This is a genomic window from Erwinia wuhanensis, from assembly GCF_030484085.1.
Taxonomy (GTDB): domain Bacteria; phylum Pseudomonadota; class Gammaproteobacteria; order Enterobacterales; family Enterobacteriaceae; genus Erwinia; species Erwinia aeris.
On the sequence record NZ_JAUJUH010000005.1, the window covers coordinates 167,892 to 192,006 of the forward strand.

Annotated in this window: 17 protein-coding genes; 3 read left to right on the top strand and 14 right to left on the bottom strand. The window is 54.7% G+C overall.

What is annotated here, in order from left to right; all coding sequences use genetic code 11:
- Positions 1-24: 24 nt before the first annotated feature.
- The 11 genes from galF to wbaP all read right to left on the bottom strand — a co-directional run bounded on the left by galF (position 25) and on the right by wbaP (position 14,692).
- The gene (gene galF / locus QZH36_RS13650) at positions 25-921 is read right to left on the bottom strand and encodes a UTP--glucose-1-phosphate uridylyltransferase GalF (RefSeq protein ID WP_301251110.1); all 897 of its coding nucleotides are present in this window, start codon (positions 919-921) and stop codon (positions 25-27) included.
- 425 nt (positions 922-1,346) lie between these two features.
- Positions 1,347-2,576, bottom strand: coding sequence for a glycosyltransferase (locus QZH36_RS13655; protein ID WP_301730472.1), 1,230 nt, complete (start codon positions 2,574-2,576; stop codon positions 1,347-1,349).
- Positions 2,577-2,869: 293 nt separating this feature from the next.
- Positions 2,870-5,086 carry a phage tailspike protein gene (locus QZH36_RS13660; protein WP_253460074.1) on the bottom strand — a complete coding sequence of 739 codons (2,217 nt, stop codon included), beginning with the start codon at positions 5,084-5,086 and terminating at the stop codon, positions 2,870-2,872.
- A 69-nt stretch (positions 5,087-5,155) separates the two neighbouring features.
- Positions 5,156-5,956, bottom strand: coding sequence for a glycosyltransferase family 2 protein (locus QZH36_RS13665; protein ID WP_301251112.1), 801 nt, complete (start codon positions 5,954-5,956; stop codon positions 5,156-5,158).
- A gap of 11 nt (positions 5,957-5,967) precedes the next feature.
- Positions 5,968-7,023: a glycosyltransferase family 4 protein gene (locus tag QZH36_RS13670; protein WP_253460068.1), complete on the bottom strand. Its 1,056-nt coding sequence runs from the start codon at positions 7,021-7,023 to the stop codon at positions 5,968-5,970.
- A gap of 48 nt (positions 7,024-7,071) precedes the next feature.
- The gene (locus tag QZH36_RS13675) at positions 7,072-8,202 is read right to left on the bottom strand and encodes an EpsG family protein (RefSeq protein WP_125288128.1); all 1,131 of its coding nucleotides are present in this window, start codon (positions 8,200-8,202) and stop codon (positions 7,072-7,074) included.
- A 33-nt stretch (positions 8,203-8,235) separates the two neighbouring features.
- Positions 8,236-9,141, bottom strand: a complete 906-nt coding sequence (locus QZH36_RS13680; RefSeq protein WP_253460065.1) for a glycosyltransferase family 2 protein — start codon at positions 9,139-9,141, stop codon at positions 8,236-8,238.
- Positions 9,142-9,237: 96 nt separating this feature from the next.
- Positions 9,238-11,406 (bottom strand): tyrosine-protein kinase Wzc, encoded by a 2,169-nt coding sequence (gene wzc, locus QZH36_RS13685; RefSeq protein ID WP_253460062.1) that lies wholly within the window; start codon positions 11,404-11,406, stop codon positions 9,238-9,240.
- Between the two features lie 12 nt (positions 11,407-11,418).
- A complete protein-coding gene (locus tag QZH36_RS13690; protein WP_253460058.1) occupies positions 11,419-11,853 on the bottom strand; it encodes an arsenate reductase/protein-tyrosine-phosphatase family protein in 435 nt (144 codons plus the stop codon).
- Between the two features lie 12 nt (positions 11,854-11,865).
- A complete protein-coding gene (locus QZH36_RS13695; RefSeq protein WP_199746380.1) occupies positions 11,866-12,999 on the bottom strand; it encodes a polysaccharide export protein in 1,134 nt (377 codons plus the stop codon).
- 259 nt (positions 13,000-13,258) lie between these two features.
- Positions 13,259-14,692: an undecaprenyl-phosphate galactose phosphotransferase WbaP gene (wbaP, locus tag QZH36_RS13700; protein ID WP_253460055.1), complete on the bottom strand. Its 1,434-nt coding sequence runs from the start codon at positions 14,690-14,692 to the stop codon at positions 13,259-13,261.
- Between the two features lie 788 nt (positions 14,693-15,480).
- Between wbaP and QZH36_RS13705 the strand changes: the two genes are divergently transcribed.
- A complete protein-coding gene (locus QZH36_RS13705; RefSeq protein WP_253460052.1) occupies positions 15,481-17,052 on the top strand; it encodes a TerC family protein in 1,572 nt (523 codons plus the stop codon).
- Positions 17,053-17,095: 43 nt separating this feature from the next.
- On the opposite strand, the gene asmA is transcribed toward QZH36_RS13705, so the two are convergent.
- The 3 genes from asmA to udk form a co-directional block, all read right to left on the bottom strand.
- A complete protein-coding gene (gene asmA / locus QZH36_RS13710) occupies positions 17,096-18,928 on the bottom strand; it encodes an outer membrane assembly protein AsmA (RefSeq protein WP_301730473.1) in 1,833 nt (610 codons plus the stop codon).
- A gap of 64 nt (positions 18,929-18,992) precedes the next feature.
- Positions 18,993-19,586 (bottom strand): dCTP deaminase, encoded by a 594-nt coding sequence (gene dcd / locus QZH36_RS13715; RefSeq protein WP_253461273.1) that lies wholly within the window; start codon positions 19,584-19,586, stop codon positions 18,993-18,995.
- A gap of 98 nt (positions 19,587-19,684) precedes the next feature.
- Positions 19,685-20,326, bottom strand: coding sequence for a uridine kinase (gene udk / locus QZH36_RS13720; protein WP_125288134.1), 642 nt, complete (start codon positions 20,324-20,326; stop codon positions 19,685-19,687).
- Between the two features lie 241 nt (positions 20,327-20,567).
- On the opposite strand from udk, the gene QZH36_RS13725 reads away from it, so the two are divergent.
- Positions 20,568-21,197 (top strand): phosphatase PAP2 family protein, encoded by a 630-nt coding sequence (locus tag QZH36_RS13725; RefSeq protein WP_253460046.1) that lies wholly within the window; start codon positions 20,568-20,570, stop codon positions 21,195-21,197.
- A 147-nt stretch (positions 21,198-21,344) separates the two neighbouring features.
- Positions 21,345-24,002, top strand: coding sequence for a diguanylate cyclase (locus tag QZH36_RS13730; RefSeq protein ID WP_301730474.1), 2,658 nt, complete (start codon positions 21,345-21,347; stop codon positions 24,000-24,002).
- Positions 24,003-24,115: the final 113 nt, after the last annotated feature.

A 24,115-nucleotide genomic window follows, 5' to 3' on the forward strand; every position in this document is an offset into this window, starting at 1 on the left:
GGCGCGACCTTAAATAATGGGAAATTACTTAGCGAGGATCTTTTTGATTTCTTCGCGGAACTCGCGGCCCTGCGCGTTATTTCTCAGTCCCCAGGAGACAAAAGCTTTCATGTAGCCTAATTTACGGCCGCAGTCGAAGCTGGTACCGGTCAGCTGCTGTGCGTCAACACGCTGCTTTTTCGCCAGGCTGGCGATAGCGTCGGTCAGCTGGTAGCGGCCCCAGGCGCCCGGCTCCAGATTTTCCAGCTCGGCCCAGATATCGGCGGACAGCACGTAGCGGCCTACCGCAGCCAGATCGGATTGCAGCGTCTGCGGCTGCTCCGGCTTCTCCACGAACTCCAGGATCTGGCTGGTCTGACCCGGGTTATCCATGACTTCTTTCGTTTTAATCACGGAGTATTCGGAAAGGTCGGCTTCAGGCATATGGTGCGCCAGCACCTGGCTGTGGCCGGTTTCTTCGAAACGCGCAACCATCGCGGCCAGGTTATAGCGCAGCGGATCGGCAGTAGAGTCGTCCAGCAGCACGTCCGGCAGGACGACCACGAAAGCTTCGTCGTGCAGCATAGGACGAGCGCACAGAATAGAGTTAGCCAGGCCCAGCGGCTGTGGCTGACGCACGTTCATGATGGTCACGCCTGGCGGACAGATTGACTGCACTTCGCTCAGCAGCGAACGCTTCACGCGCGCTTCCAGCAGGGCTTCCAGCTCATAAGAGGTATCGAAATGGTTTTCAACCGCATTCTTGGACGCGTGGGTGACCAGAACAATTTCCTTGATGCCTGCCGCTACGCACTCGTCGATGATGTACTGGATCATCGGCTTGTCGACAACGGGCAGCATCTCTTTAGGAATGGCTTTTGTAGCAGGGAGCATGTGCATACCCAGACCCGCAACGGGGATAACTGCTTTAAGCTTGGTCATATTTTTTCCATATAAATGAAGTAAAAAACGTTCAGCAATTATGCATTAAAGTGATATTCAGCAAGTATAATCTTAATCTGAAAATTTAGCTGCGGCTGGCCCATATAAGGGCCGGCATTTTAATGCTTAGCCCATGAATTTTCATAAATGCACGCGGAAAACGGCTCTTGTGCTGCGAGCCTGCAAACGCAGGCGGCGCGGCTTTGCCAGACTTTGCCGTGAACCTCGTTCAGTTTCGATAACTTATCGGGCTTAAATAAAAAAAGGCCATTGCCACAGCAATCGCCTTTACCTGTCTTAGCTTAGCGCTGAATTAATTGTCGGGTATTCGATAAGTCCGCACAAAAATATAATTACGCTGCACTCAGCGGCAAATTTACTCTGCCGCTTTAATAAAGATTACCTGAAATTAATAGTACGATTTATTAACGCTTAGCCAGCTTTTCCAGCGTTTCCGCCAGTTCCTGATAGGCAATATGCTGGTTAAACTCCGTTTCCACTTTTTGGCGAGCGGCGACCACCACGGGCGCGACGTCCACATCGCCTTTGGACAGCCGGAACAGGATATCGCTCAGCGCCTGCGCATCGCCTTCCGGGGCCAGCCAGCCGGAAACGTTGTTTTCAATCAGCTCCGGAATGCCGCTGTGATCGCTGGAAACCACCGGTAGTCCTACGGCCATCGCTTCCATCAGCGCAACGGGAATGCCTTCCATATCGCCATCGGCGGCGGTCAGCGAAGGCAGCAGGAAGATGTCGGCTTCGTCCAGGTAACGCTTAATCTCTTCCTGAGGCTTAAAGCCGACCATCTGCACGCAGTCTTCCAGATGGGCCTGACGAATAGTGTCGCGCATCTGCTCTTCCATATCGCCGTTGCCGATAATGGTGTACTGGAAATTAGCGCCTTTCTCTTTCAGATATTTGCAGGCTTCCACCGCCACACCCAGGCCTTTTTTCTCGGTCAGGCGCGCCACGGTAAGGATACGTAACGGCTGATGCAGCGCTTCACGCGCTTTCATATTGAATTTTTCAGGTTCAATACCCATCCGCGTGACCTGGATTTTCTCCGGCGGGCAGCCCATGGCAATCAGCTTTCTTTCCCACAGATGGCTGATAGGCAGCAGCAGCTCGGTATCGCGGAAAAGGATGGGATAATCTTTACGGTGCTCGTTGAGGATAAAGCGACGGGAAATATCCGCGCCGTGAAAAACCGTTGCCTGCTTGCCGCGCAGCACTTTCAGCTCACGCAGCTTGTTGGCCAGCGCGCCCGCGTAGCCGAAATGCACCAGAAACACATCTGAAGTAATAGGTTTCTTAGCCCAGGCGACGATAGCCGGCAGCAGCAGCTTCATGGACTGATCGCCATAGCGACCCACGTTCATGGCCTTAATAACCCCAGGCTTGAAGAGCTTCGGCAGGATCATTTTCAGGCGCTGCTTTAGCTTTTCCGCGTTGCTTTTTTGCTCTTCCGGCAACAGATAATGAATACGTTCCGCCAGATTGTAGCGATCGAAAGCCGCATGCCGGTTAACGTGATCGCCCGGAAATACCGAAATGATCTCTACGTCATATCCACTGTCAATGAAGTGGGTTACCTGGTTGAGCACAAAGGTTTCTGACGCTACCGGAAAACGCATGGTGAAAAAAGTTAGTTTCATCGATTTACCCTAAAATACTGACGACGTCTTCGGTAGTAAGTCCCGGGAACGCGCTCCTGCGCAGACTGGCGGATCGCCCGGGGCGAAAGACATAATATTCGCAGCGTCGTATCCACCAAGAGGCGGTTTTAGCAACAGGGCAGGAACGTCTCGCCCTGCCCCGAACAGCTTGATCAATTTTATCTAATACTAGCAGCTAACCTGTGCAGCCAGGCAAGCGTAATTATCCTAAAAATCAACCGGCTAGCCTGCTTTTTTACGATTAAAAGCAGGCTGACCGCCGAAAGCAGCCGTTAACCCTGATTTTTTAGCGCATACCAGGGCACCGCAACCTGCTGGCCGTTGATCACCATGGAAACAAAACCGCCGGGTTTGGTGGTATCGACCTCGGCCGCATCCAACTGCCGCGACTGCACCAGCAGATCGCCCTGCTCGTTGGCGCCTATCCCTGCTTTGCCATTGTGCAGCGAGAAGCGACGCACGGCCTGACGCGCGCCCTGCGGCGGATTTTTGAAGTCCATCTCCGCATCGAAGCGGGCGCACTGGCCGGTCAGGAAGCGATCGCGCGCCGTGGTTTTCATCATCACGCCGGACGAGCCGACCCAGCCTGCCAGCTTCACAAAGACCTGCGTATCGGCATCGTGCGTAGTGGTATACATCACGTCGACAATCGGGCTGCTGCCCTCGATGTGCCAGCTTCCTTCAAAACCGTGAACCTTACGTTGCAAGGTGATAACGGCTTTACCGCCGGTGTTGCGATCGTTCAACAGATTATGCAGCGGCTCCGACGTGGTGCCATTGCTGAACTGCGACTGCCCGAGGATCTCAATTTCCCAGCTGTCGCCCACATCCGGCGTATGGATGTTGCCCAACAGATACCATTTTTCCTGGTTGCTGTTGTTCTGAATACGAAAGCGTGAAGTCAGATAGTTGTACTTCATGCTGCCGTCGGCGGCGATGCCGTAAGACTCTACGCGAGTAGAACCGCGTTCGTAAGGGCCAAGCCACTCATCGCCCTGCAGCGAGTTATCAATCCAACTTTTCGCCTGCAGGTTGATTTGCCGCATATTCAGCCGCGAGTGGTGGGCAATCAGCGGGTTCGGGCAGGTTTCAATGCTTAACGCATCCACGATCCACTGACCGTTAGAGAGATCGCCCGGAAACTCGGTGTGCTCAATCCAGCCGTTGTGAATAATCGACTGCGTACAGCGCGGCAGGTTCAGCGCCATGCCTTTAGAGCAGTGCTGCACGTTGAAGTTCGACAGTTCGATAGCGGTGCTGTGATCCCAGTTGCCTTTTTTGGTATAGGACCAGGTCGCTTTGATCACATCGCCGGTACAGTTATTGGCATACCACTGGTCGATTTTACAATCCAGCGTATCAACCAGGCTCAGCGACGTGCCGCCAACGCCAATAAAGCGCAGGCAGGAACCGCGGAAGTACTGCCCCGCCGGACACGAGTTGTGATAGAAGCCCTGCGTGTTCGGCAGTTCTTTATTGCGGCCTTCAAAGCTCAGGTTGCTGATCTCTACCCAACGCGCGTTCACCTTAAAGGCAAAGTCCGATTTGCCATCGGAGACAATCGTGGTCGAGGGGAAATAGCCGAAGTTGATTGGCGCGCCCGATACGCGGAAGTAGCTGACGTAGTTAGCGGAAATATCAAACGAGGAGACGAAAAAGCGCCCGGCCGGGAACTGCACGGACAACATTCTGTTGTTATCCTGCGCCCAGTGGAACATTGCCTGAATGGCGGGCAGCGAGTCGGTGCGGCCGTCGGCCACTGCGCCAAAGTCAAAGATGGTCAGCGCGTTCAGATCGTCAGAGATGCGACGCCAGTGGTAATCCTGACCAGACGAGGCAATATAGCCACCGTCATCCTGTGCTTTGCTCAGCTCGCCGACAAAGGCGCCGCCGCCCGTTTCCGTTCCGGCGTGCCAGCCCTTAAGCCGCACTTTTGCGCCGTTGAACAGCGGTCGGGTCTGGCGTAACTCATCGTAAGAGCCGATTTCGCCAATCAGCTGGTAGCCGGAAGGCTGCGCCAGACGGCGGCTGAATTCGGAAGCGCCGCTGTTTTTCACATCCGGCACGTAGAACAGCTGCTCGTCGCGATCGTTATAGAGCGCCATCGAATATTCGCTGTTTGACCACAGCGCGCCTTTGGCTGCCACAAAACGTTTTAAAGTATCGCTGTTCAACGACACGGGCTGCGACAGCAGCGAAACTTCGCCGTTGGCGCTTTTAACAAAAACGTCGATCGGATGCTGAGCGGGATCGGTGCCCGCCTTGCCGATATAGAGCTTGCCGTTAAAGTCATGCCAGAATTCGGCGGGCATGGTGAAGACGTCGTCAGGTGAAAAAATCGGCACGTCATTTTTGGGAATGGCATCGGCCGGCACTTTCTTCAGCTTCAGACCCGCTTCTTCACTGCGGGCGGCTGCGGGTAGCGAACTCAGTGCTGCGGTTGCCACGATAGAGGAAAATGCTGTTCGGATTAATTCTCTGCGCTTCATACAAAATTCCGTTAATCAGGTAAGTGTCGATGCTGTTTCATCCAGAGGTATAGTCCGGTGCAGGCTTTTTTATCCTTTGCGATCCCGCTCGTACAGGAACTTCATTACGCTTACCGGCATCACCCGCGTTGAGGTGCGGATCAGAAAATAGAGCGTGCCGTTCACGAAGTTAGTCTGGCGCAGGCGATTCTTTAACGACCACAGCTGCACCTCGCTTTTGATATAGGTCATGCCGCGGCGCTTGCTGACCATCTCGCTGCCCGAGCGCACACGCATCAGCACATCGTGCAGGTTGGCGACGTCATAGCCCTGCGAGAGCATACGCAGCCACAAATTGTAATCTTCCATAAACAGGTGGTGCTGGTAGCTGCCCGCCGCCAATACCTTATCCTTACGGAACACCACGCACATATGGTTGAACGGGTTTTTCATGCGGGCGAAATGGCGGATCTCTGCGTTGTTCAGCGGCAGACGCTTCAGACGCTCGTTGCCGAATTCATCAAATTCAATTACCGCCGCGCCCAGCAGCGCCATATCAGGATGCGCTTCCATATAGGGGATCTGTTTTTCAAAGCGTTCCGGCAGGCAGATGTCGTCGGTGTCCATGCGCGCGACGATATTATGCGAGCAGCGATCCAGACCCGCGTTAAGCGCCTTGCCCAGACCGACGTTTTTTTCCAGCGGCACGATGACAAGCGGCAGCTTGTCCATCCAGTTGTTGACCGCCGCTTTCAGATCGTCGCCCAGCGGGCCGTCGTAGACCAGCACGATCTCGTCAGCTGGCAGCGTCTGCTCGTACAGGCTCTGCATGCACTGCTCAACATTTTCCGGTTTCTCTCTGTGATAGAGAGACATAAGAACTGAAAACATAACATCACCCGTTAATTCAGAAGTTCATTCCACTTTTGTAAGATCAGCGTCGGCCCGTAGTTTTCGGCGTTGCGCCAGGCCGCGTGGGCAAAGGTTTTGCGCTTTTGCTCGTCGGCGATCAGCATGTTCAGCTGCGCCACAAAGGCGTCGTCGTTGTCGTAATCGATAACGAACCCGTCGTCTTTGATAATTTCCGCCGGGCCGGTTTTGCAGTCGAAGGCGACGGCGGGCAGCGCAAAGTTTTTCGCCTCGATCAGCACCATCGGCAGGCCTTCATAACGGGAGGTCATGATGATGATGCCGGCGGCGCGGTAGTAATCGTTGATCTTTTTGCTGGGCGTAATGATTTCCGTGCTCGCTTCCATGCCGTAGCTTTTAATTTTCGCCAGCAGCGCGGGTTTGTCTTCGCCGTCGCCGACGATTTGCAGCGTCCAGCCCTGCTTATCCACACGTTGCCAGACGTCGAGCATCCGGTCGAAATTTTTCTGGTAAGTGAGACGGCCCACCGCCAACACCCGATCCTGCTTGCCGGCGAAAACGTCATCAAAGCTGCTGGCGCTGCTTTCAGCATGGAAAGGCGAGATGTTTCTCATCACGTGCACGTTTTTCACGCCGTAATTTTTTTCCAGATAGCTTTTATCGTGATCGGTAAGCACGGCGATTTTGTCCGCCAGGCCGTAGCAGAACACTTTCAGGCGACGGATCGGCGTTTTAAAGGTTTCAATCGAGACATGATCGCAGCAGATGATTTTTGACTTCACGCCGAACAGCTTCATGGCCAGCAGCGCCTGCACGGAAAGCTTGCCCATGGAGATAATCATAATGCCGTCAAAGGGCTGCGATTTCGCAAAGCGGATAAACTCGCGGATCTTAAGCAGGCGCGCGGTCGCTTCGGGATAGCGAATTTTCACTTTCGCATCGGTCGGATAGTAAGGATCGCCTTTGTTCAACGAATAGAGCGTGACGTCGTAATCATTATTGCTGAGCAGGCTGGATAAGGTGCTGGCAACGCGATCCGTACCGCCGCTGTTGGAAATGCCGTCAATAAGGATCAGCAATTTGTACATATTCAATCATCCTGTTGAAATTGAGCAAAAAGCGCGGCTCAGGGCCGCCTAGCCGCTGAACATACGGAACAGCGGCGCTACGCTATAGCCGGTAATCGACTGCGCGGAAAGTATCGTGTTATAGGCGAGGTAGTAAGAACAGATCCCCGCTAACAAGGCGACGTTTACCAGCAGATTGCGTATTCGCAGCAGCAAGAAAGAGAAAAGTATCGGTTCGGCGTGAAGGAACAGGTTGCCCACCCTGCCGCCAAAGATACTGAAGTCGGAGAACGTAATACGCACGCCCGCGCCCACCGCATACGAGACCAGCAGGATATAAACCAGACGATCGCCTTTCTGGATGCCGTTACGGAAGTAGTAAAGGGTAAAGGCGGCAATAAAGAAGATGTTTTTCAGGTTGGCCAGGCCAAACACCGGCGAGGCGGTATCGAAGTCGGTGCCGCTATAGCCCGCCGCTCGTTCGCCCAGGCCAGGCACGATGCCCAACGAGTCGAGAAAGAGCTTTTTCCCGCCGATAATTCCCAGCGGAATACAGGCGAAGACGATAATCAGCGGCAGATACTTGCGCTCGCGCAGGAAGAAGAACGGCACCGCCAGCAGGATGGTATAACCCGTGGCGTGCGACTGCGTACTGAGCACCAGGAATACCAGCGCCAACACGTTTCTCTTCGTCGCCAGCGAGCAGATAAAGGCGATAGCAAAGGCGCTGGATAACCCAAAGCGGATCTGGTTCATGTCTTTGTTGATAAACAGGTGAGTTGAATATAAACAAAGCGAACAGAGGATCAGCGGAGAATACTTTTTGTAGCAGTAAGCGTTAGTCGAAACCGCAATAAAGCAGATAAAAAAGAGAAAATAGTAGCTCTGGCTGGTGACCAGTGAAAACAGCCAGGCCAGCAGCATAAAGAGTTTTTCATAGCGATAGGTGTCGGTGATCGCGTCATAGGTGTTGACGTGAAGCTGTGCCGAAAAATCCGCGAAAAAGTCCAGGTACTGGCTGTCATCCATGCCGGAGTGCAGACCGCGCGAGCCGCCGAAACAGATCAGCGCCATCGTGCAGATAAACGCCAGCCACATGATGACGCGTTTGATCCTGGGGTCGTTAAGCTGGTTGATTGCTGCCAACTCAAAAATACAGCACGCCAGAATGCTGTAACTGATTATCCAATATATGGCCATTGTTGTTCCGCCGTCTTATTATTTTAATCAGGGCTATTTTTTTGCAATACGTTCTGAGAACTTCTGTTTTAAACGGCCGAGAAAATAATCGCGATTGCCTTTGTTGGTTAAAAAGAAATATTGCGCGAAGCTCAGGCTGGCGTGCAGCACCTTGCCATCCATTTTATAGCGGATCGGCAGCTTATACGCTTTATAGGTATAAACATCCCGCTTGCTCAGATACGGGCTCATGCTTTTCAGCCAGAAGGTGGAGTACTTTACGGACTCGCCTTTATGGCTGGAGTTGAATTTGCTCACCATATGGTAGTTAGCCAGTGGTTTTGCAATCATCACGAATTCAAAATCGTTTTTATCCGCGCGGATGCAGAAGTCGTAGTCCTGATGACGGATAAACCGCTCATCAAACTTAATTTCCGCCGCGTGCTCGCGCTTCAGCACAATAGTACTGGTCTGGATAAAGCCGTAGCAGCCAAACAGATATTCGGCGATGCTTTCATTGTGCGCAGGCAAATTGATCGGCATCACCTTTAAAAAGGCGCCGTCCTGCATAATGTTCACCTGGCTGTAGATCACAAAGCGGTCTTTGCCTCTGGCAGTCAGCTCCTGGATTTTTTTGACGTTTTCCAGCAGCTTGTCTTCATGCCATTCATCGTCGGCGTCCAGGAAGCAGACATAGTCGCCCGTCGCCAGGTCAATGCCCCGGTTGCGCGCGCCCGCGCCGTTGAGTTTGACCTCTGACAGCACCAGATTAATTTTCAGGTCGCTGTAGCGATCGCTGTTAACGACCTCGGCCAGCTTTGCCGCATCGGCCGACTTGTCGTCGACGATAATCACTTCAAAATGCTTATAGCTTTGCGCTTTAACGCAGTCCAGCGTGGTGACGATCGATTCGGAGGCGTTATAGGCAGGGATAACGATCGAGAAGAAAATATCCTTCATCACAAGGCACCTTTTAAACGTTATACATAAAACAGCCGGAAACAGGCCTGATTCCAGAGGCGAAAGGATCCGCCTTGCGGCGGATCCTTTTAAGCATTAGCTTTTTGCATTGCCTTTGTAGCTGTAATCGTAATAGTCGTAGCCGTAGCCGTACGCATTGGCGGCTTTCCGCACGACGGCGTTAAGAATGACGCCTTTAATATCGATACCGTTTTGCGCAAAGCGCTTGTAGCTGAACTCTACTTCTTTCAGCGTGTTGGTTTCAAAGCGCGCTACCATCAGCGCGGTGCCTGCCAGCTTGCCGATAATAGTTGCATCGGTCACGGCCAGCACCGGCGGCGTATCGATCAGTACCAGATCGTAATTTTTGCTCGCCCACTCCAGCAGCTCGTTCATGCGGCTGTGCATCAACAGCTCGGAAGGGTTTGGCGGCACCTGTCCGCGCGGAATAAAGTCAAAGCCGTATTCACCGTGCTGGATCAGATCCTGCGTGAAGGCGGTTTTGCCCGACAGGATGGTGGACAGTCCGGACTTATTGGCCGCGCCCAGCAGCTCGTGCGTATAGCCACGGCGCATATCGCCATCGATAAACAGCACTTTCTGCCCCGCCTGTGCAACCAGCGCCGCCAGGTTGGCGCTGATAAAGGTTTTACCAATGCCAGGGCTGGCGCCGGTGATCATCAGCACGTTGTTACGGGCTTCCATCATCGCGAAGTGCAGGCTGGTACGCAGGCTACGGATCGCTTCGATAGAGAGGTCGGTCGGGTTGCCCAACGCCAGCAGGCTGTTGTGCGGATCGACCTTCACGCCGCGCTTGTTCAGCGCCTCGACGTCTTTCTTACGCTGCCATTCGGAAAGCGGCACGCTGGCATAAACGTTCATACCGGCTTCTTCCAGCTGATCCGGCGCGGTGATGCCGTGGTGGAACAGCGCTTTCAGCAGAATGATGCCCACGGAGATCACCAGGCCTGCAATCAGGCTGGCCAGCATAATCAGCATTTTCTTCGGCGCAACCGGCTTGGATGCGGTTTCCGCATGGTCGATGATGCGCACGTCGCCAACCGTACTGGCTTTGCTGATGCTCAGCTCCTGCTGACGGTTAAGCAGCTGCATGTAGATTTCCTGACCGGCCTGCACGTCGCGGGTCAGACGTAAAATTTCCTGCTGGGTCTGCGGCATCTGACCAATTTTCTGGTTCAGTTTTTTCTGCTCGTCTTCCAGCGTTTTACGTTTTTCCAGCAATGCGCGATAGGTCGGGTGATCCTTGGTGAACAGCTGGGAAACTTCCGCTTCACGGAAGGTCAGCTCGTTCAGCTGGCTCTGTACGCTAACAGAGGAGTCCAGCGCCGATTTGGCTTCCAGCGACATATCCACCGAATCGTTATTGCGACGATAGGTGTTAAGCTTGTCTTCCGCTTCGTCCAGCTTGCTGCGCACCTGCGGCAGCTGATGCTGCAGGAACTCCAGGCTCTTCTGCGCTTCGGCGGATTTACGCTCCACGTTCTGCATCAGGTAGTTGCTCATCACCCGATCCAGCACCTGGCTAATCAGCTCCGGATCTTCACCGGTATAGGTCAGACCCATCACGCCGGTATCTTTGCCTTTGTCGGCCACGGCAAGGTTGTTAGTGACCATGCCGATCGCCGCCAGCGTGGACAGCTTAGAGACGGTAAAAGTGGTGCCCGGTTCAGCGTCAATGCCGCTAACCAGCATCGACACGCCATGCTGCTGCTGGAACTGGCCGATTTTACCTTTGAACAGATCGTCGCCGTCTTTCGAAACGGTGTAGCTGTCGGCGCCGGTGATCTCAACCTTTACGCTGGCATCTTTCCAGCTTTTCGGCATCTCAAGACGGGATACGGCGATTTTGGCCGGCTTTTCGCCCAGCAGGCGGGCAAAGCCTTTGCCCACTACGGGGAAGTGATTTTGCTCAACCTGGATGTTCAGGCCCAAATCGTCTACCGTTTTGCCAATCACCATACGAGACTGGATGATCTGGATTTCCGTGGCGGAAGCGGGTTCCACCGGCGCCTCGGTCAGATCGGTCAGCACGGTGTTAGGGCTTTTCTGCTCTACCTGTACCAGCGCGTCCGCACTGTAGATAGGCGTGGCGAACAGCGAATAGAGCGTGCCGAGCAGCAGGAAGAAGGCCGTAACGGCCACGATAATCCAGCGATGATCAACCAGCTGTCCGACAAGGTGCGCTAAATCCCACCCGCCAGCTTCCTCTTTCGACGCGGTCGGCGCCTTACTTTTTATATTCATCGAGTATCCCAACTATCGGCTTAATGCGGTGACCCATTTCTGGGCAGCTTTTTCGAGTAATCCGTACACGGCTTCAAAGGCATCGCGGCTTTTCTTATAGGGATCCGCTATTTCCTGCTGGTTGAGCCAGTGGCCAAATAACATGGTCTTGCCACGTACGGAGGGGTTAATGCGGTTGACCAGATCGACATGCCTTTTTTCCATCACCAGGATGAGATCGTAATCCCGGCACATGCCGGAGGTCAGCTGCCGTGCCTGATGGCCCGCCAGCGAAACCCCATGTTCGCTGGCGACGCTGCTGGCGGTTTCGTCGGCCGGATGGTCGACCAGCGCGCTCAGCCCCGCCGAGGCGATCTTTTTATCCGGTAGCGCCTGTTTCAGCAGCCGCTCCCCCGTAGGAGAGCGGCAGATATTGCCGACGCAGACCACTAAGATTGAATTAATCATCATGCCCCGCCGTTACCATCTGTGAATGATCTGTGCGTTTTCGCTCGCGTTATAGATACCGGTGATAGTTGGGGTCAGCTGCGAAATAACACGGTTCCAACGCGTCAGCGGCGTTGAGGTGACATAAACGATGTCATACGGTTCCAGCTGGAATTCGGAGCCCATCACCATCGCCGACGCATCCTTCAGGTTCAGCTGATAGATGTTGGCGATCTTGGTGCGGTTTTTCCCTTTGATTGGACGGATAACAAATACGCCCGTCGCGTCAGAGGCGGTCTGATCCATGCCCTGGGCGCTGCCCAGCGCTTCGGAAAGCGTCATACCGCTGCGATCCATTTTCAGCGTGGTCTGCTGTCTGACTTCGCCCATTACAAAGACTTTCAGATCGTCGTTGCGCGGCACAAACAGGATATCGCCCGGATAAAGCAGATGGTTCTGCGACAGATCGCCGTTTTGCATCAGCGCCTGCAGAGAAACCGGCACTTCGCTGCCGTTGTGGGTCAGCACCACATTGCGCCAGTCGGCATTGGCGGTCAGGCCGCCTGCGGCGTTGATCGCATCCAGAATAGTCAGCGGCACGTTGGTAATCGGCTGCTGGCCAGACGTGGTCACTTCGCCCGTCACGTACGCTTTCTGCGACTTGAACGAGGCGACGCTGACGTCAACCTGCGGGCTTTCGATATACTGCGCCAGGCGGCCGGCGACTTCGGTACGCACTTCCTGCACGGTACGACCGGCTACGCGAACGCGGCCGATATAAGGGTAAAAGATGGTGCCGTCTGAGTGAACCCAGTTACCGGTGTCGCTGGCGCTGCGGTACTGGCCCGCTGGCGTGGTCAGCTCCGGGTGGTCCCAGACGATAACGGTCAGCACATCGCCGACGCCGATACGATACTCATAGTTTTGCAGTTCATTTTGCAGCTGAACGTTCTGTCGCGCCACAACGGGCGCCGGACGCATACGGTCAACCAGGCTTGGGGTCATCGGGAAGACATTAACGTATTTATCAATGTCAAAATCGTTGTCCTGCTGCTTAATTACGTCTTTTCCGCTGGTGGAAAGCTTTGAACCCGGAACTACCGTACATCCGGAAAGGAGGGTAGCCGATATCAACAAGGGCAGTAACTTCGTTTTGATTGTAATCATCTGTTTCATCGCTATCAGTAATTTGATTGATAGTGGCGGATCCGCCGCTGTGTAGCGTCTTGCAAAAGTAAAGATAAGCGTTTCAATCGCTATAACTGTCAGTCATTATCGTCCGATCCCTATCCTTTTTTAATGCCTTGCCGACTCGCTGTGAACCGACGCTTAACAAAGAAAGTGGTGAGCGCGTAAGTCCATGACGGTTACAGTCAAACTACGCTATAACAGCGACGCGCTCCGAAGAGCGCGTCGAAAGCTCAAATTAATAGGCGCCGTCGCGCTTAAGCACCACCCCGATGGTTTTGAACAGGATGGCGATATCGTTCCACAATGACCAGTTTTTTACGTACCAGGAGTCAAAATAAACGCGGGTTTCATAATCGACATCGTTACGTCCGCTTACCTGCCACAGGCCGGTCATACCAGGCTTAGCCATAAAGTAGTAGTCAACGTCGCCCGCATAGCGCTCCAGCTCGTCTTCAATCACCGGACGCGGGCCGACCAGGCTCATCTCGCCGCGAACCACGTTCCACAGCTGCGGCAGCTCATCAAGGCTGGTTTTACGAATAAAGTGACCGATGCGGGTGATGCGGGGATCGTTCTTCAGCTTAAAGTCTTTATCCCATTCCGCACGCGCTACAGGATCGGTGCGTAGCACTTCTTCCAGTACCTCTTTGGAATTCACCACCATTGAACGGAACTTAAGGCATTTAAATTTGCGTCCGTTGCGCCCTACTCGCTCATGCCCATAAATAGGATTGCCGCCGTCGCGAGCGACCATAAAGATCAGGAAGGCCAGCGCAGGCATCAGCATGGTGATAATACTTAAGGCACCGACAATATCGAAGGTACGCTTAAGGAAACGCGAGGTGCGCTTCGCCAAATTATTGCTGACGCGCAGGATCATAACTTCATGGCTGAAGATATAAGCCATATCAGTACCGTATAGCGGTACGCCACGCAGTGAAGGAATAACGGAAACGGAACGGCAATTATGTTTCGCCAGATTTTTCAGCCAGAGATCACGATACTGACTCTGTTCATATTCTACGGCGACAATAAATTGCGTTTCGCTGTTGACCAGCTGCCAGAGCGAGGTTTCATCGCGAATGACCGGAATGCCGAACAGCGCAGGCGCGGGCGTAGTGCCATCCACATCGTAGAAAGCCACCACGTCAAAGCCCATTACCTCTTCGCTTTGCAGCGCCAGATAGGCTTCTTCCGCATTTTTACCGCTGCCGATAATAATGGACTGCTTTTTCCACAGGCCGTTACGGTTCAGCACACGCTTAACGATGGCGCGGCCGACAGGAATAAGGATCAGCGCCAGCAGCCAGGTAATAATCCACACCCAGCGGGACATTTCCCATTTTGACAATGCCGTAATCGACAGGTCAATAACGGAGAAGATCAGCACGCTGCGGAAGACTTCTTTTAATTCAAACCAGAACGGTTTGCGATAGGTATAGTGGCGCAGGCGAACCCAGAACCAGCCGATACAAATCACAGAGAGAATGATGTGTGTGCTTATTTTTAATTGCAGATCCTGCTCTGACATATTTTCCAACAAACTGTTTGGAAAAGTTTTCATCAGCAGAACAGCAATAAATAAGGAGGCGTTAAAGAAAATAAGATCTGAAAGTGCCAGTGATATTTTTATTAACAGTCCTTTAAATGTAAATTCTATATCGCGCATAGTTAACTCTTATTTTTTCTTCAAAAGCCTGTGATTTAATAATTCCCACCGCTAAGGATTGCGTATCTTATCGACACGCTCTTTATTACACAGGAGACGTATTCAGAAATTGTGTAAAAGCTCATGGTAACTGGCAGTACAATCAGAGAATGACATGTAAAATCAACAACTGCGGTGATTTTATCGCCAAAAGGCGTGGTCTTTTCACCGCTTCGGACACGCTACCGCCCCTGGCTTGTAGCTGCCAATGCGCTGTATTTTGTCCTGAAGTGTTGGTTTTATCCTGCCATCTAAAGGCACTAACTGGCGCGTCTACATAAAGCCGAACATAAAAAAGAACGTTAAGACGCGACCGTGCTAATTGCTACATTAACGCAGCCATTTACTAACACATTGCTATACTAGTTATTACTGGCCTGTTTACAAGAGCCTGCCGCTACCCATGCGCGCTTTTAGGATTAAGACTACCTTCAGCGCCATGCTAAACCATACCTTTCATCTTTATCCTCACGATAAATTCAGATTAGCTTTACTGTCACAGTCAGAATATTCCTGTCTGACTTTACTTCATTGCTTAAGTATCCCTTATTTCAACAGGCAGACCTATGCGAATATTCCTGAAAACCTTTTAATCAGATGCCAAATTTTGCGCGGGCAATTCCAGGAATGAGTGGCGATTTATTCGGCTGTTTATCGACCTTGCGGCGACTTTCAGGGGATTATTTGTTGAATCAGGCGGCGTTCACTATCATCATGGCATTTCCTTAATCTGTATGAGTGAACTTCTGATGTTTGAATGGATCGTCGATCCGTCAATCTGGGCTGGCCTTGTCACCCTGATCGTGCTGGAACTGGTGCTGGGCATTGATAATCTTGTCTTCATCGCTATCCTGGCGGAAAAGCTGCCGCCCGCGCAGCGTGACCGCGCCCGCGTCACGGGCCTGATGCTGGCGCTGATTATGCGTCTGCTGCTGCTGGCCTCTATCTCCTGGCTCTCTTCACTGACCTCTGCCCTCTTCTCGGTTGGCGGACACGCCTTCAGCGCGCGCGATTTGATCATGCTGCTGGGCGGCGTTTTTCTGCTGTTTAAAGCGACAGTGGAGCTGAACGAACGGCTGGAAGGCAAAGATGAGGATGAAAATCCACAAAAGCGTGGGGCTAAATTCTGGCCAGTGGTAGCGCAAATTGTGGTGCTGGACGCCGTTTTTTCCCTGGATTCCGTGATCACGGCCGTAGGGATGGTGGACCATCTGGCCGTGATGATGGCGGCCGTTATTATCGCAATTTGCTTAATGTTGCTGGCCAGCAAGCCGCTGACGCGTTTCGTTAATCAACACCCGACGATCGTTATCCTCTGTCTGAGCTTCCTGCTGATGATTGGTTTCAGCCTGGTGGCGGACGGCTTTGGCTATCATATTCCTAAAGGCTACCTTTACGCCGCTATCGGTTTCTCGGTGATTATCGAAGCGCTGAATCAGCTGGCGCATTTCAACCGTCGCCGCTTCCTCTCTTCCAAAGCGCCCCTGCGTAAACGTACTGCCGAAGCCGTACTGCGCCTGCTGCGCGGCAGCCACGAGCAGGCGGAGCTGGATGCGGAAACCTCTTCGCTGGTTGCCGACAGCAGCAGCCAGGCGATCTTTAACAAGCAGGAGCGCATGATGATTGCGCGCGTGCTTGGCATGGGGCAGCGCACGGTCAGCAGCATTATGACCTCCCGTCAGGATATCGCTTCTGTGGATCTCAGCGAGTCGCCGGCAGAAATTATGGCGATGCTTGACCAGAACCAGCATACGCGGCTGGTGGTCACGGAAAACAGCGAGGATCCGCTCGGCGTGGTGCACGTTATTGACCTGCTGAAGCAGGCGCTGCACGGCGACAGTCTGGATATCCGCGCGCTGATCCGTCAGCCGCTGGTGTTCCCCGAGCAGCTGTCGCTGTTGCCGGCGCTGGAGCAGTTCCGCAATGCGCGCACGCATTTTGCCTTTGTGGTGGATGAGTTTGGGTCGGTAGAGGGCGTGGTCACGCTCAGCGACGTGATGGAAACCATCGCGGGCAACCTGCCTAACGAAGGCGAAGCTATCGATCCCCGCTACGATATCCAGCAAAACGCAGACGGCAGCTGGACGGCCAACGGGCATATGCCGCTGGACGACCTGATTATGTACGTGCCGCTGCCGCTGGATGAAAAAAGGGAGTATCACACGCTGGCGGGACTGCTGATGGAGCATATGCAGCGGGTGCCGCAGGAAGGCGAAGAGATCCAGATTAACGACTGCCTGTTCCGCACGCTTAAAGTGGAAAGCCACCGCGTGCAGAAAGTCCAAATTATCCCTCTGGTGACGGAAGAAGAAGACTGGTAACACCGGCGCTGATAAAGCGATGCTGCTTTATCAGCGCTGCCCATCAAAGGTCGTTAATCAGTTTCTGTACCGAGCTGCTTTTGCCGCTTTGCGGATTTTTCTCCGACCACGCTTTCAGACGTTTCTTCGCTTCATCCTGTAGCTGCTGGCGCAGTACCTGATCGATTTGCAGCGAATAGTTCAGGCCATCCCACGGGCCGTAGATCCTTAACGGCACTGGCGTCTGCTGAAGCCGTCCAATCAGCTCGCTGTCGCCCTGCCAGCCCTCGGTGACCGTTACGCCAAAGTTCATATCCGCCTGTTTGTCTGCCATATTCACCGTGCCCTTGCCGCTATAGTTAAGCATGGAGGCGCGTCCGTGCAGGTCGACGAAAGCCAGCAGCCCTTTTTGCAGCGACATCTTACCCGTGATTTGCTGGAAGTCGTTCTCCGGCCCGGCGGCGGCGTGAACGCGGTTGCTGCTACGCTCTACGGCGCGCTGGATCATACGCTGGAAGTTCAGTCCGGAGAGCAGCGCGTTGTTCAGGCTGATTTCGGCACTGCCCTGCCAGGCATGTTTAAAGGCGGGCACGCTCAGGCCCGCGCCGCTGAAGCTGCCGTTCAGCGTCAGATCGCCGCTCAGCGAAGCCGGCAGCTCAAACGCTTTAAGCAGCGGCGCCACGGCGATATTCTGCAAGGAAGGCGTCAGCGCGATCTGCGTCTGTGCATGGCGGAAATCGAGGCTGCCCGGCAGGGAAAACTGCCCGTTGCCCGTTTTGCCGGTCAGCGTCGCCAGCGTCACCAGGCCATTACTGCTGTTGCCCTGTAGCGTCACCCCGTCAAACGTCATACCGCGCCAGTTAAGCTTATCTGCCGACAGCGCCAGCTGTCCGTCCATCTGGTTAAACGGCGAGCTGGCGTTATCCTGCACGGGTTGAGCAATAACGGGCGCAGGGCCGCCGCGCTGAGTCTGGATATTTTGGCCTTCGCTGTTGACCTCGGTTTCCAGCCCTAACAACGGATCCAGATTCAGCACGGAGGCATGCAGATCCAGCGAGATTTGCGGGCGGTCGCCCAGCGTCCCGCTGGCGCTGCCGTTGAGCTGACTGTCGTTAAGGCTTAGCGCCAGATTTTTCAGGCTGAAAGCATCGCTGTCGCGCCACTCCGCCTGCAGGGTCGCCTGCCCTTTGACGCCTTCACGCGGCAGATCGGCCCCGCTCAGCTGGTAGTCCAGCTGGTTTACCGTTGCTGCAAGATGCTGTGGATAGTGGCTGAGATCCACATCCGCATTCAGATTCACCAACAGCTCACGCTGGTCACGGCTGACGCGGCTGCCAAATTCAATATGGGCATGGCGCTGCGCGTTCTGCGACAGCTGCAGGTTCAGATCGCGAACGTTAAGCTGCTCGCCGCTGTTCTGTTGCCAGATCAGCAGGCTGTCGGCAACCTGCAAATTATCGATATCAAAGGTCCAGCGCTGAGTCAGCGGCGGCGGCGGTGCGGTATCCGCCGGGCCCTGCGGCGCATTGGCCGGACGCTGCGCCGCGCTGTCGGGCGTCAGGCGGATCACTGCCCCTTTCAGCAGAACCTGTTTAACCGCCAGCTGATGAGAAAGCAAAGGAAGGAGCTTGACGTCAAGCCGCATATTGCTGGCGCTGACAAAAGGCTGCTGCGCGCCGGGCGCGGTCAGGGTCATCGGGCCGGAGAGAATGCTGAGCTGCGGCCAAACGTGCCAGCGTAAATCGCCGTTCAGCGCCAGCTGATAGCCGCTGCGCTGTTCGACCTGTCTGGCCATATAGGCGCGAAAATCATTGGGATTGACCAGCAAAACCAGCGCCGTCATGCCGGCCACGATAACCACCAGCAAAATGGCCAACGTGGTGATAAACCTTTTCATGCCTTCCCCTTATAGCTTCCACTTCCTGACGCATGCCGCTGGCTCAGGCCCTGCCCCGCCGCCGCTATACGTCGTCCTGATCTTTATCGATACGGCTGGCGTCCGCGCCCTGTTGCCCTTTGTATTTGGCATCCTGACGGCGGTTATAAGGACGAGCCGCCGGCCCGGAAAGCGGTTCAAAGCTCAGCGCGCCAATCAGCATCCCCGGCCGTAACGCCAGCGGCAGCTTACCAGAATTATAGAACTCCAGCACGATACGTCCCTGCCAGCCTGGATCGATACGGTGGGCGGTAACGTGCACCATCAGTCCCAGCCGGGCCAGCGATGAACGCCCGTCCAGCCAGCCGACCAGGTTATCAGGAAGGGTCACGGATTCAAACGTCACCGCCAGCGCCAGTTCGCCAGGGTGTAAAAAGAACGCTTCGCCTTCCGGCAGCACGATTTCGTCGCTCATCACGCGGTCAAGCGCCGCGCTGACCTCGTCTTTCGGGCCGCTGAGATCGATAAAGGCAGCGGTGTGGCCGCGGAAAGTGCGGAACTGATTGCCGAGGCGGACGTCAACGGTAGCGCCGTTAATACGCTCTACCGGCGGACGCGGAGAGATATCAAGCTGGCCGCTGTCGAGCCAGGCTTCTATATCACGGTCGCATAAACGCATGGACAGATACTCCCAAATTAATAACAGGCTGAGCGGCGGGAGCATGAGCGCTCCCTGCGCGGGCTACCCGGTCGGCCCTTTCGGCCGCCGGGACAGGTTTACTCGAAGAACTGATTGATCTTCGCCTTCAGGATATCGATCGCGATGCGGTTTTTACCGCCGCGAGGCACGATAATGTCAGCGTACTGTTTGGAAGGTTCGATAAACTGCAGGAACATCGGACGCACGGTTTTCTGATACTGCGCCATCACGGAGTCCATTGAGCGGCCTCGTTCGTTGACGTCGCGCTTCATGCGGCGCATCAGGCAGATATCCAGCGGCGTATCCACGAAGATCGAAAAGTTCATTTCGGCGCGCAGCCGCGCGTCCGTCAGCAGCAGGATCCCTTCCAGAATAATGACTTTCTTCGGTTTCAGCTCAATAGTCTGCGCGGTACGGGTATGTTCTACATAGCTGTAAACCGGCAGATCGATCGCTTCCCCTGCTTTCAGCATCTGCAAATGTTGCAGCAGCAGGTTGTGATCCATGGCGCTGGGGTGGTCATAGTTTGTTTTAACCCGTTCATCCATGGTCAGATGGCTTTGGTCTTTGTAATAAGCATCCTCAGGGATAACACCAATATTTTCATCGCCGACCCGATCGCGAACTTCACGATAGAGCGTACTGGCGATAAGACTTTTTCCCGAGGCAGATGCGCCGGCGATACCTACGATGACGCACTGATGCGACTTGTCAGTCATAAATTAAAGACCTGATTTGTGTCTGAGACAGATGGAGAGGATGAATTCGCGCGTAATTATAGGGATTTCGGGGTGTTGATGCCAGAAAAAACCGGCGGAAGGCTTTTAAGACTTTCCCGTTATACCTCTGCTGCCCCTCTCGCTAAACTGTTGGCTGTCAGATTCACAATGTCGGCCCGGCCGTTGCAGGCACCCTGTTGCAACAGCGTAGCGGGTTATCACAGCATAATAAGGAAACACCGTGTACTGGCGTACATTGCATTTTTTGACCTATTTTGGCGACAGCATGTTGCTTATCCCTACCGCTATCGTGATGGCCGGGCTGATTAGCTGGAAAAACAGCGATCGGCGCGCGGCCTGGTATTGGGCGCTGGCGTTCTGCACCGCCGGTGCCGTGGTCAGCCTCTCTAAAGTGGCTTTTATGGGCTTTGGCCTTGGCAGCGCGCACCTGAACTTTACCGGCTTCAGCGGCCACACCGCCATGTCGGCAACGCTGTGGCCGGTGATGCTATGGCTGCTCAGCGGACGCCTGTCGGACAAGGGCCGCCTGTTTGCCGTTGGTATCGGCTACCTGATCCCCATCCTGGTCGGCGTCTCGCGGCTGCTGCTTAGCTACCACTCCACCAGCGAAGTGATTACCGGTCTGATCCTGGGCTTTACCCTGAGTACGGCTTTCCTGGTCAGCCAGCGGCGCGCCAGAGTGCAGGGCTTTTCCACGCTGCAGCTTTGCATTGCGCTCCTGCTGCCTCTGCTGCTGCTGAGCCACGGTCGTCTTGCCACCACGCAACAGTTTTTACAGCGTCTTTCCGTGCAGATTGCCGGCATTGACCATCCCTGGACACGTGACGATTTGCTGAAGCTTCGGCAGTAATTCCCCGTCCACCAGCGGCGCGCGGCGGTCAATCGCCCGAATAAAGCGATCTTTTGAATTAGCGCAGGCATTCAAAAACGAATGTGTTAGCATGCCTTAAGTTACCTGGTTCGAGCTGACCGTTCCCCGTTGCCTCGCTGGATTTTTATGACGACTGATACGTTTTCCCCCGCTGACCGCTCCTCTCTCCCCTGGCTCAGGGGAGCGATGTTTGGCGTGCTTTCCTTTGTCCTGACGCTGTTTTGTCTGGAACTGATTAAAGTCAGCATTCAAATCTCTTCGCTTTGGCTGCCCACCGCCCTGATGACCCTGCTGGTATTCCACTATCCGCCGCGCAGGCTGCCGGGACTGCTGGGCGGCTGTATGGTTGGCATTATCGCCGCCAACGCGCTGATGGTAGGCACAGCCGTCGTCGTATTGACGTTTCCGCTAATCAATTTACTTCAGGCGCTGCTGGGCGGCGCGCTGTTGCGCAGGCTTCTGGACAGAGAAGCGCCGCTGGATTCGCTGCTCGGCTGGAGCAAGATGGTGGTATCGGTCGGCATCTTTACGCCGCTGCTCGGCGCGCTGCTCGCCTGCTGGTCACTGAACTTTACCGGGCGGGCCAACTTCCACTTTTTTACCACCTGGGCGGTGTCGGAAACTATCGGGATGCTGGCGATCGGCCCGGTTTGCCTGCTATGGCGACCCGAAGAGCTGCGCAAATCCCTTAGCCAGCACGCGCTGGTGGAAACGTTGTTGACGCTGATCGTGACGCTGGCGCTGAGCTACTGCGCGTTACGCTATCTGCCGTGGTCTTTTACCTTTGTGATGGTGGTGCTGTTCTACAGCGCCGTACGCCTGCCACGCCTGTCTGCCTTTATTGTTTTCTTCGCCACGCTGCTGATGATGAGCCTGCTGCTGGCGCTAAACCAGCTGGTGCAATATACCAACGCGGTGACTATCGTGAACAGCGCGCCCTGGCTGCCGTTTTTGCTGGCGATCATTCCCAGCCATATTATGGCGCAGGTGATGCACTCGTTCCGGGAGGAAAAAAAGCATATCTCCCAGAGCGAGGCCAGATTCCGTCATGCCATGGAGTATTCGGTGATCGGCATGGCGCTGGTGTCGCCGGAAGGCCGCTTTCTACAGGTGAATCAATCGCTTTGTCGGCTGCTGGGCTACGCCCAAAGCGAGCTGGTCACGATGACCTTTCAGATGCTGACGCACCCTGATGACCTGGCGGTTGATGAAAGCAAGTTTCACGAGCTGCTGGCAGGCGAGATCGAAACCTACAGTCATGAAAAACGCTATCTGCGTAAAGACGGGGGGATTGTTTGGGCGCTGCTGGCAACCTCGCTGGTGCGCGACAGCGAGCAGCGGCCGCTCTACTTTATTTCTCAAATTGAAGATATTTCCGACCTGAAGCAGACCGAAGCCGCCAACCGTCGCCTGATGCAACGTATTACGCTGGCTAATGAGGCGGGCGGCATCGGCGTCTGGGATCTGAGCCTGAAGACCGGCAAAATGAACTGGGACAAGCGCATGTTTCAGCTCTATGGGTTGAAGGAAGAAGGCCAGGCGACCTATCTGACGTGGGTTAACAGCCTGCTGCCTGCCGATCGTCAAATGGCCATCGACGCTTTTGATAAGGGCATCAAAGAATCCCTGCCGGTAGATATCGTGTTCCGTATCGCTACGGATGACGGCATCCGCTTTATTCACAGCCAGTCGACGCTGGTTTTTGGCGACGACGGCAACGTTGAAAGAATGCTTGGCATCAATCAGGACGTGACCGCGATGCGTCAGCTGACCGACGCGCTCTACCAGGAAAAAGAGCGAATGCACATTACGCTGGACGCCATCGGCGAGGCGGTGATCAGCACGGATGAAGAGATGCGGGTGACGTTTATGAACCCGGTAGCGGAAGTGATGAGCGGCTGGACGCAGGAAGAGGCGGCAGGAAAACGGCTCAGCGATCTGCTGCGCATCACTCACGGCAGCGACGGCCCGGAAATGGAAAACCTGCTGTTATGCGGGCTGCCGCACAGCAAATCGGTGCCGGAACTGGCCGAAGAGCTGGTGCTGCATACTCGTTCCGGCGACTGTTTTGATATTCACTACAGCATTACGCCGCTGAAAACGCTGGAAGGCGGCTATATCGGCAGCGTGATGGTGATCCAGGACGTCAGCGAATCGCGGGAGATGATGCGGCGGCTGAGCTACGGCGCCTCGCACGATATGCTGACCCGCCTGCCTAACCGCGTCAGCTTCGAGCAGCGTCTGAAACAGCTGCTGCACAGCGCCAGCCAGCAGCAGCGTCAGCACGCGCTGATCTTTATCGATCTCGATCGCTTTAAGGCGGTCAACGACAGCGCCGGTCATGCCGCCGGCGATGCGCTGCTGCGGGAGATATCGGGCCAGATGAAACAGCATTTGCGCAGCGGCGATTTTCTGGCGCGCCTGGGCGGCGATGAGTTTGGCGTGCTGCTGCCGGACTGCGCGCTTGGTGAGGCTCGCGATATCGCAGAGTGCCTGGTGGTGGCGGTAAATCATTATCCTTTTCTGTGGGAAGGCCAGCTGCACCGCATTGGCGCCAGCGCGGGCATCACCCAGCTCAGCAAGGACAACGCTCACGCCAGCGACGTGATGGCTCAGGCCGATCTGGCCTGCTACAACGCCAAGCACAACGGTCGCGGCCAGTTTTCCATTTATGAAGCAAAGCTGATAGATACGCTTAAACCCGTGCTGTCACAGCGCGAAAACGAACAAATTTTACCGCAGCAGCTCTCTTCTCAAGGCAATAACAGCAGCCCGCTGCGGTAGCCTTTGCTCGCCCTGGCACACAACCAGCGCCGCGCGCGTCAATTAAAGCTTACCCGGCGCTTGCTCTCCTGCCGCCCCTGGGCTAAAGTCGCCCCCTTTTTTTATTAGCGGAG

Bases quoted from the DNA above. Each gene is read 5' to 3' on its own strand.
- dcd (WP_253461273.1), bottom strand. From the start codon at position 19,586: ATGCGTTTATGCGACCGTGATATAGAAGCCTGGCTCGACAGCGGCCAG.
- QZH36_RS13655 (WP_301730472.1), bottom strand. From the start codon at position 2,576: ATGAAACTAACTTTTTTCACCATGCGTTTTCCGGTAGCGTCAGAAACC.
- udk (WP_125288134.1), bottom strand. From the start codon at position 20,326: ATGACTGACAAGTCGCATCAGTGCGTCATCGTAGGTATCGCCGGCGCA.
- asmA (WP_301730473.1), bottom strand. From the start codon at position 18,928: ATGAAAAGGTTTATCACCACGTTGGCCATTTTGCTGGTGGTTATCGTG.
- QZH36_RS13730 (WP_301730474.1), top strand. From the start codon at position 21,345: ATGACGACTGATACGTTTTCCCCCGCTGACCGCTCCTCTCTCCCCTGG.
- wbaP (WP_253460055.1), bottom strand. From the start codon at position 14,692: ATGCGCGATATAGAATTTACATTTAAAGGACTGTTAATAAAAATATCA.
- QZH36_RS13690 (WP_253460058.1), bottom strand. From the start codon at position 11,853: ATGATTAATTCAATCTTAGTGGTCTGCGTCGGCAATATCTGCCGCTCT.
- QZH36_RS13695 (WP_199746380.1), bottom strand. From the start codon at position 12,999: ATGATTACAATCAAAACGAAGTTACTGCCCTTGTTGATATCGGCTACC.
- QZH36_RS13705 (WP_253460052.1), top strand. From the start codon at position 15,481: ATGTTTGAATGGATCGTCGATCCGTCAATCTGGGCTGGCCTTGTCACC.
- galF (WP_301251110.1), bottom strand. From the start codon at position 921: ATGACCAAGCTTAAAGCAGTTATCCCCGTTGCGGGTCTGGGTATGCAC.
- wzc (WP_253460062.1), bottom strand. From the start codon at position 11,406: ATGAATATAAAAAGTAAGGCGCCGACCGCGTCGAAAGAGGAAGCTGGC.
- QZH36_RS13670 (WP_253460068.1), bottom strand. From the start codon at position 7,023: ATGTACAAATTGCTGATCCTTATTGACGGCATTTCCAACAGCGGCGGT.
- QZH36_RS13665 (WP_301251112.1), bottom strand. From the start codon at position 5,956: ATGTTTTCAGTTCTTATGTCTCTCTATCACAGAGAGAAACCGGAAAAT.
- QZH36_RS13675 (WP_125288128.1), bottom strand. From the start codon at position 8,202: ATGGCCATATATTGGATAATCAGTTACAGCATTCTGGCGTGCTGTATT.
- QZH36_RS13660 (WP_253460074.1), bottom strand. From the start codon at position 5,086: ATGAAGCGCAGAGAATTAATCCGAACAGCATTTTCCTCTATCGTGGCA.
- QZH36_RS13680 (WP_253460065.1), bottom strand. From the start codon at position 9,141: ATGAAGGATATTTTCTTCTCGATCGTTATCCCTGCCTATAACGCCTCC.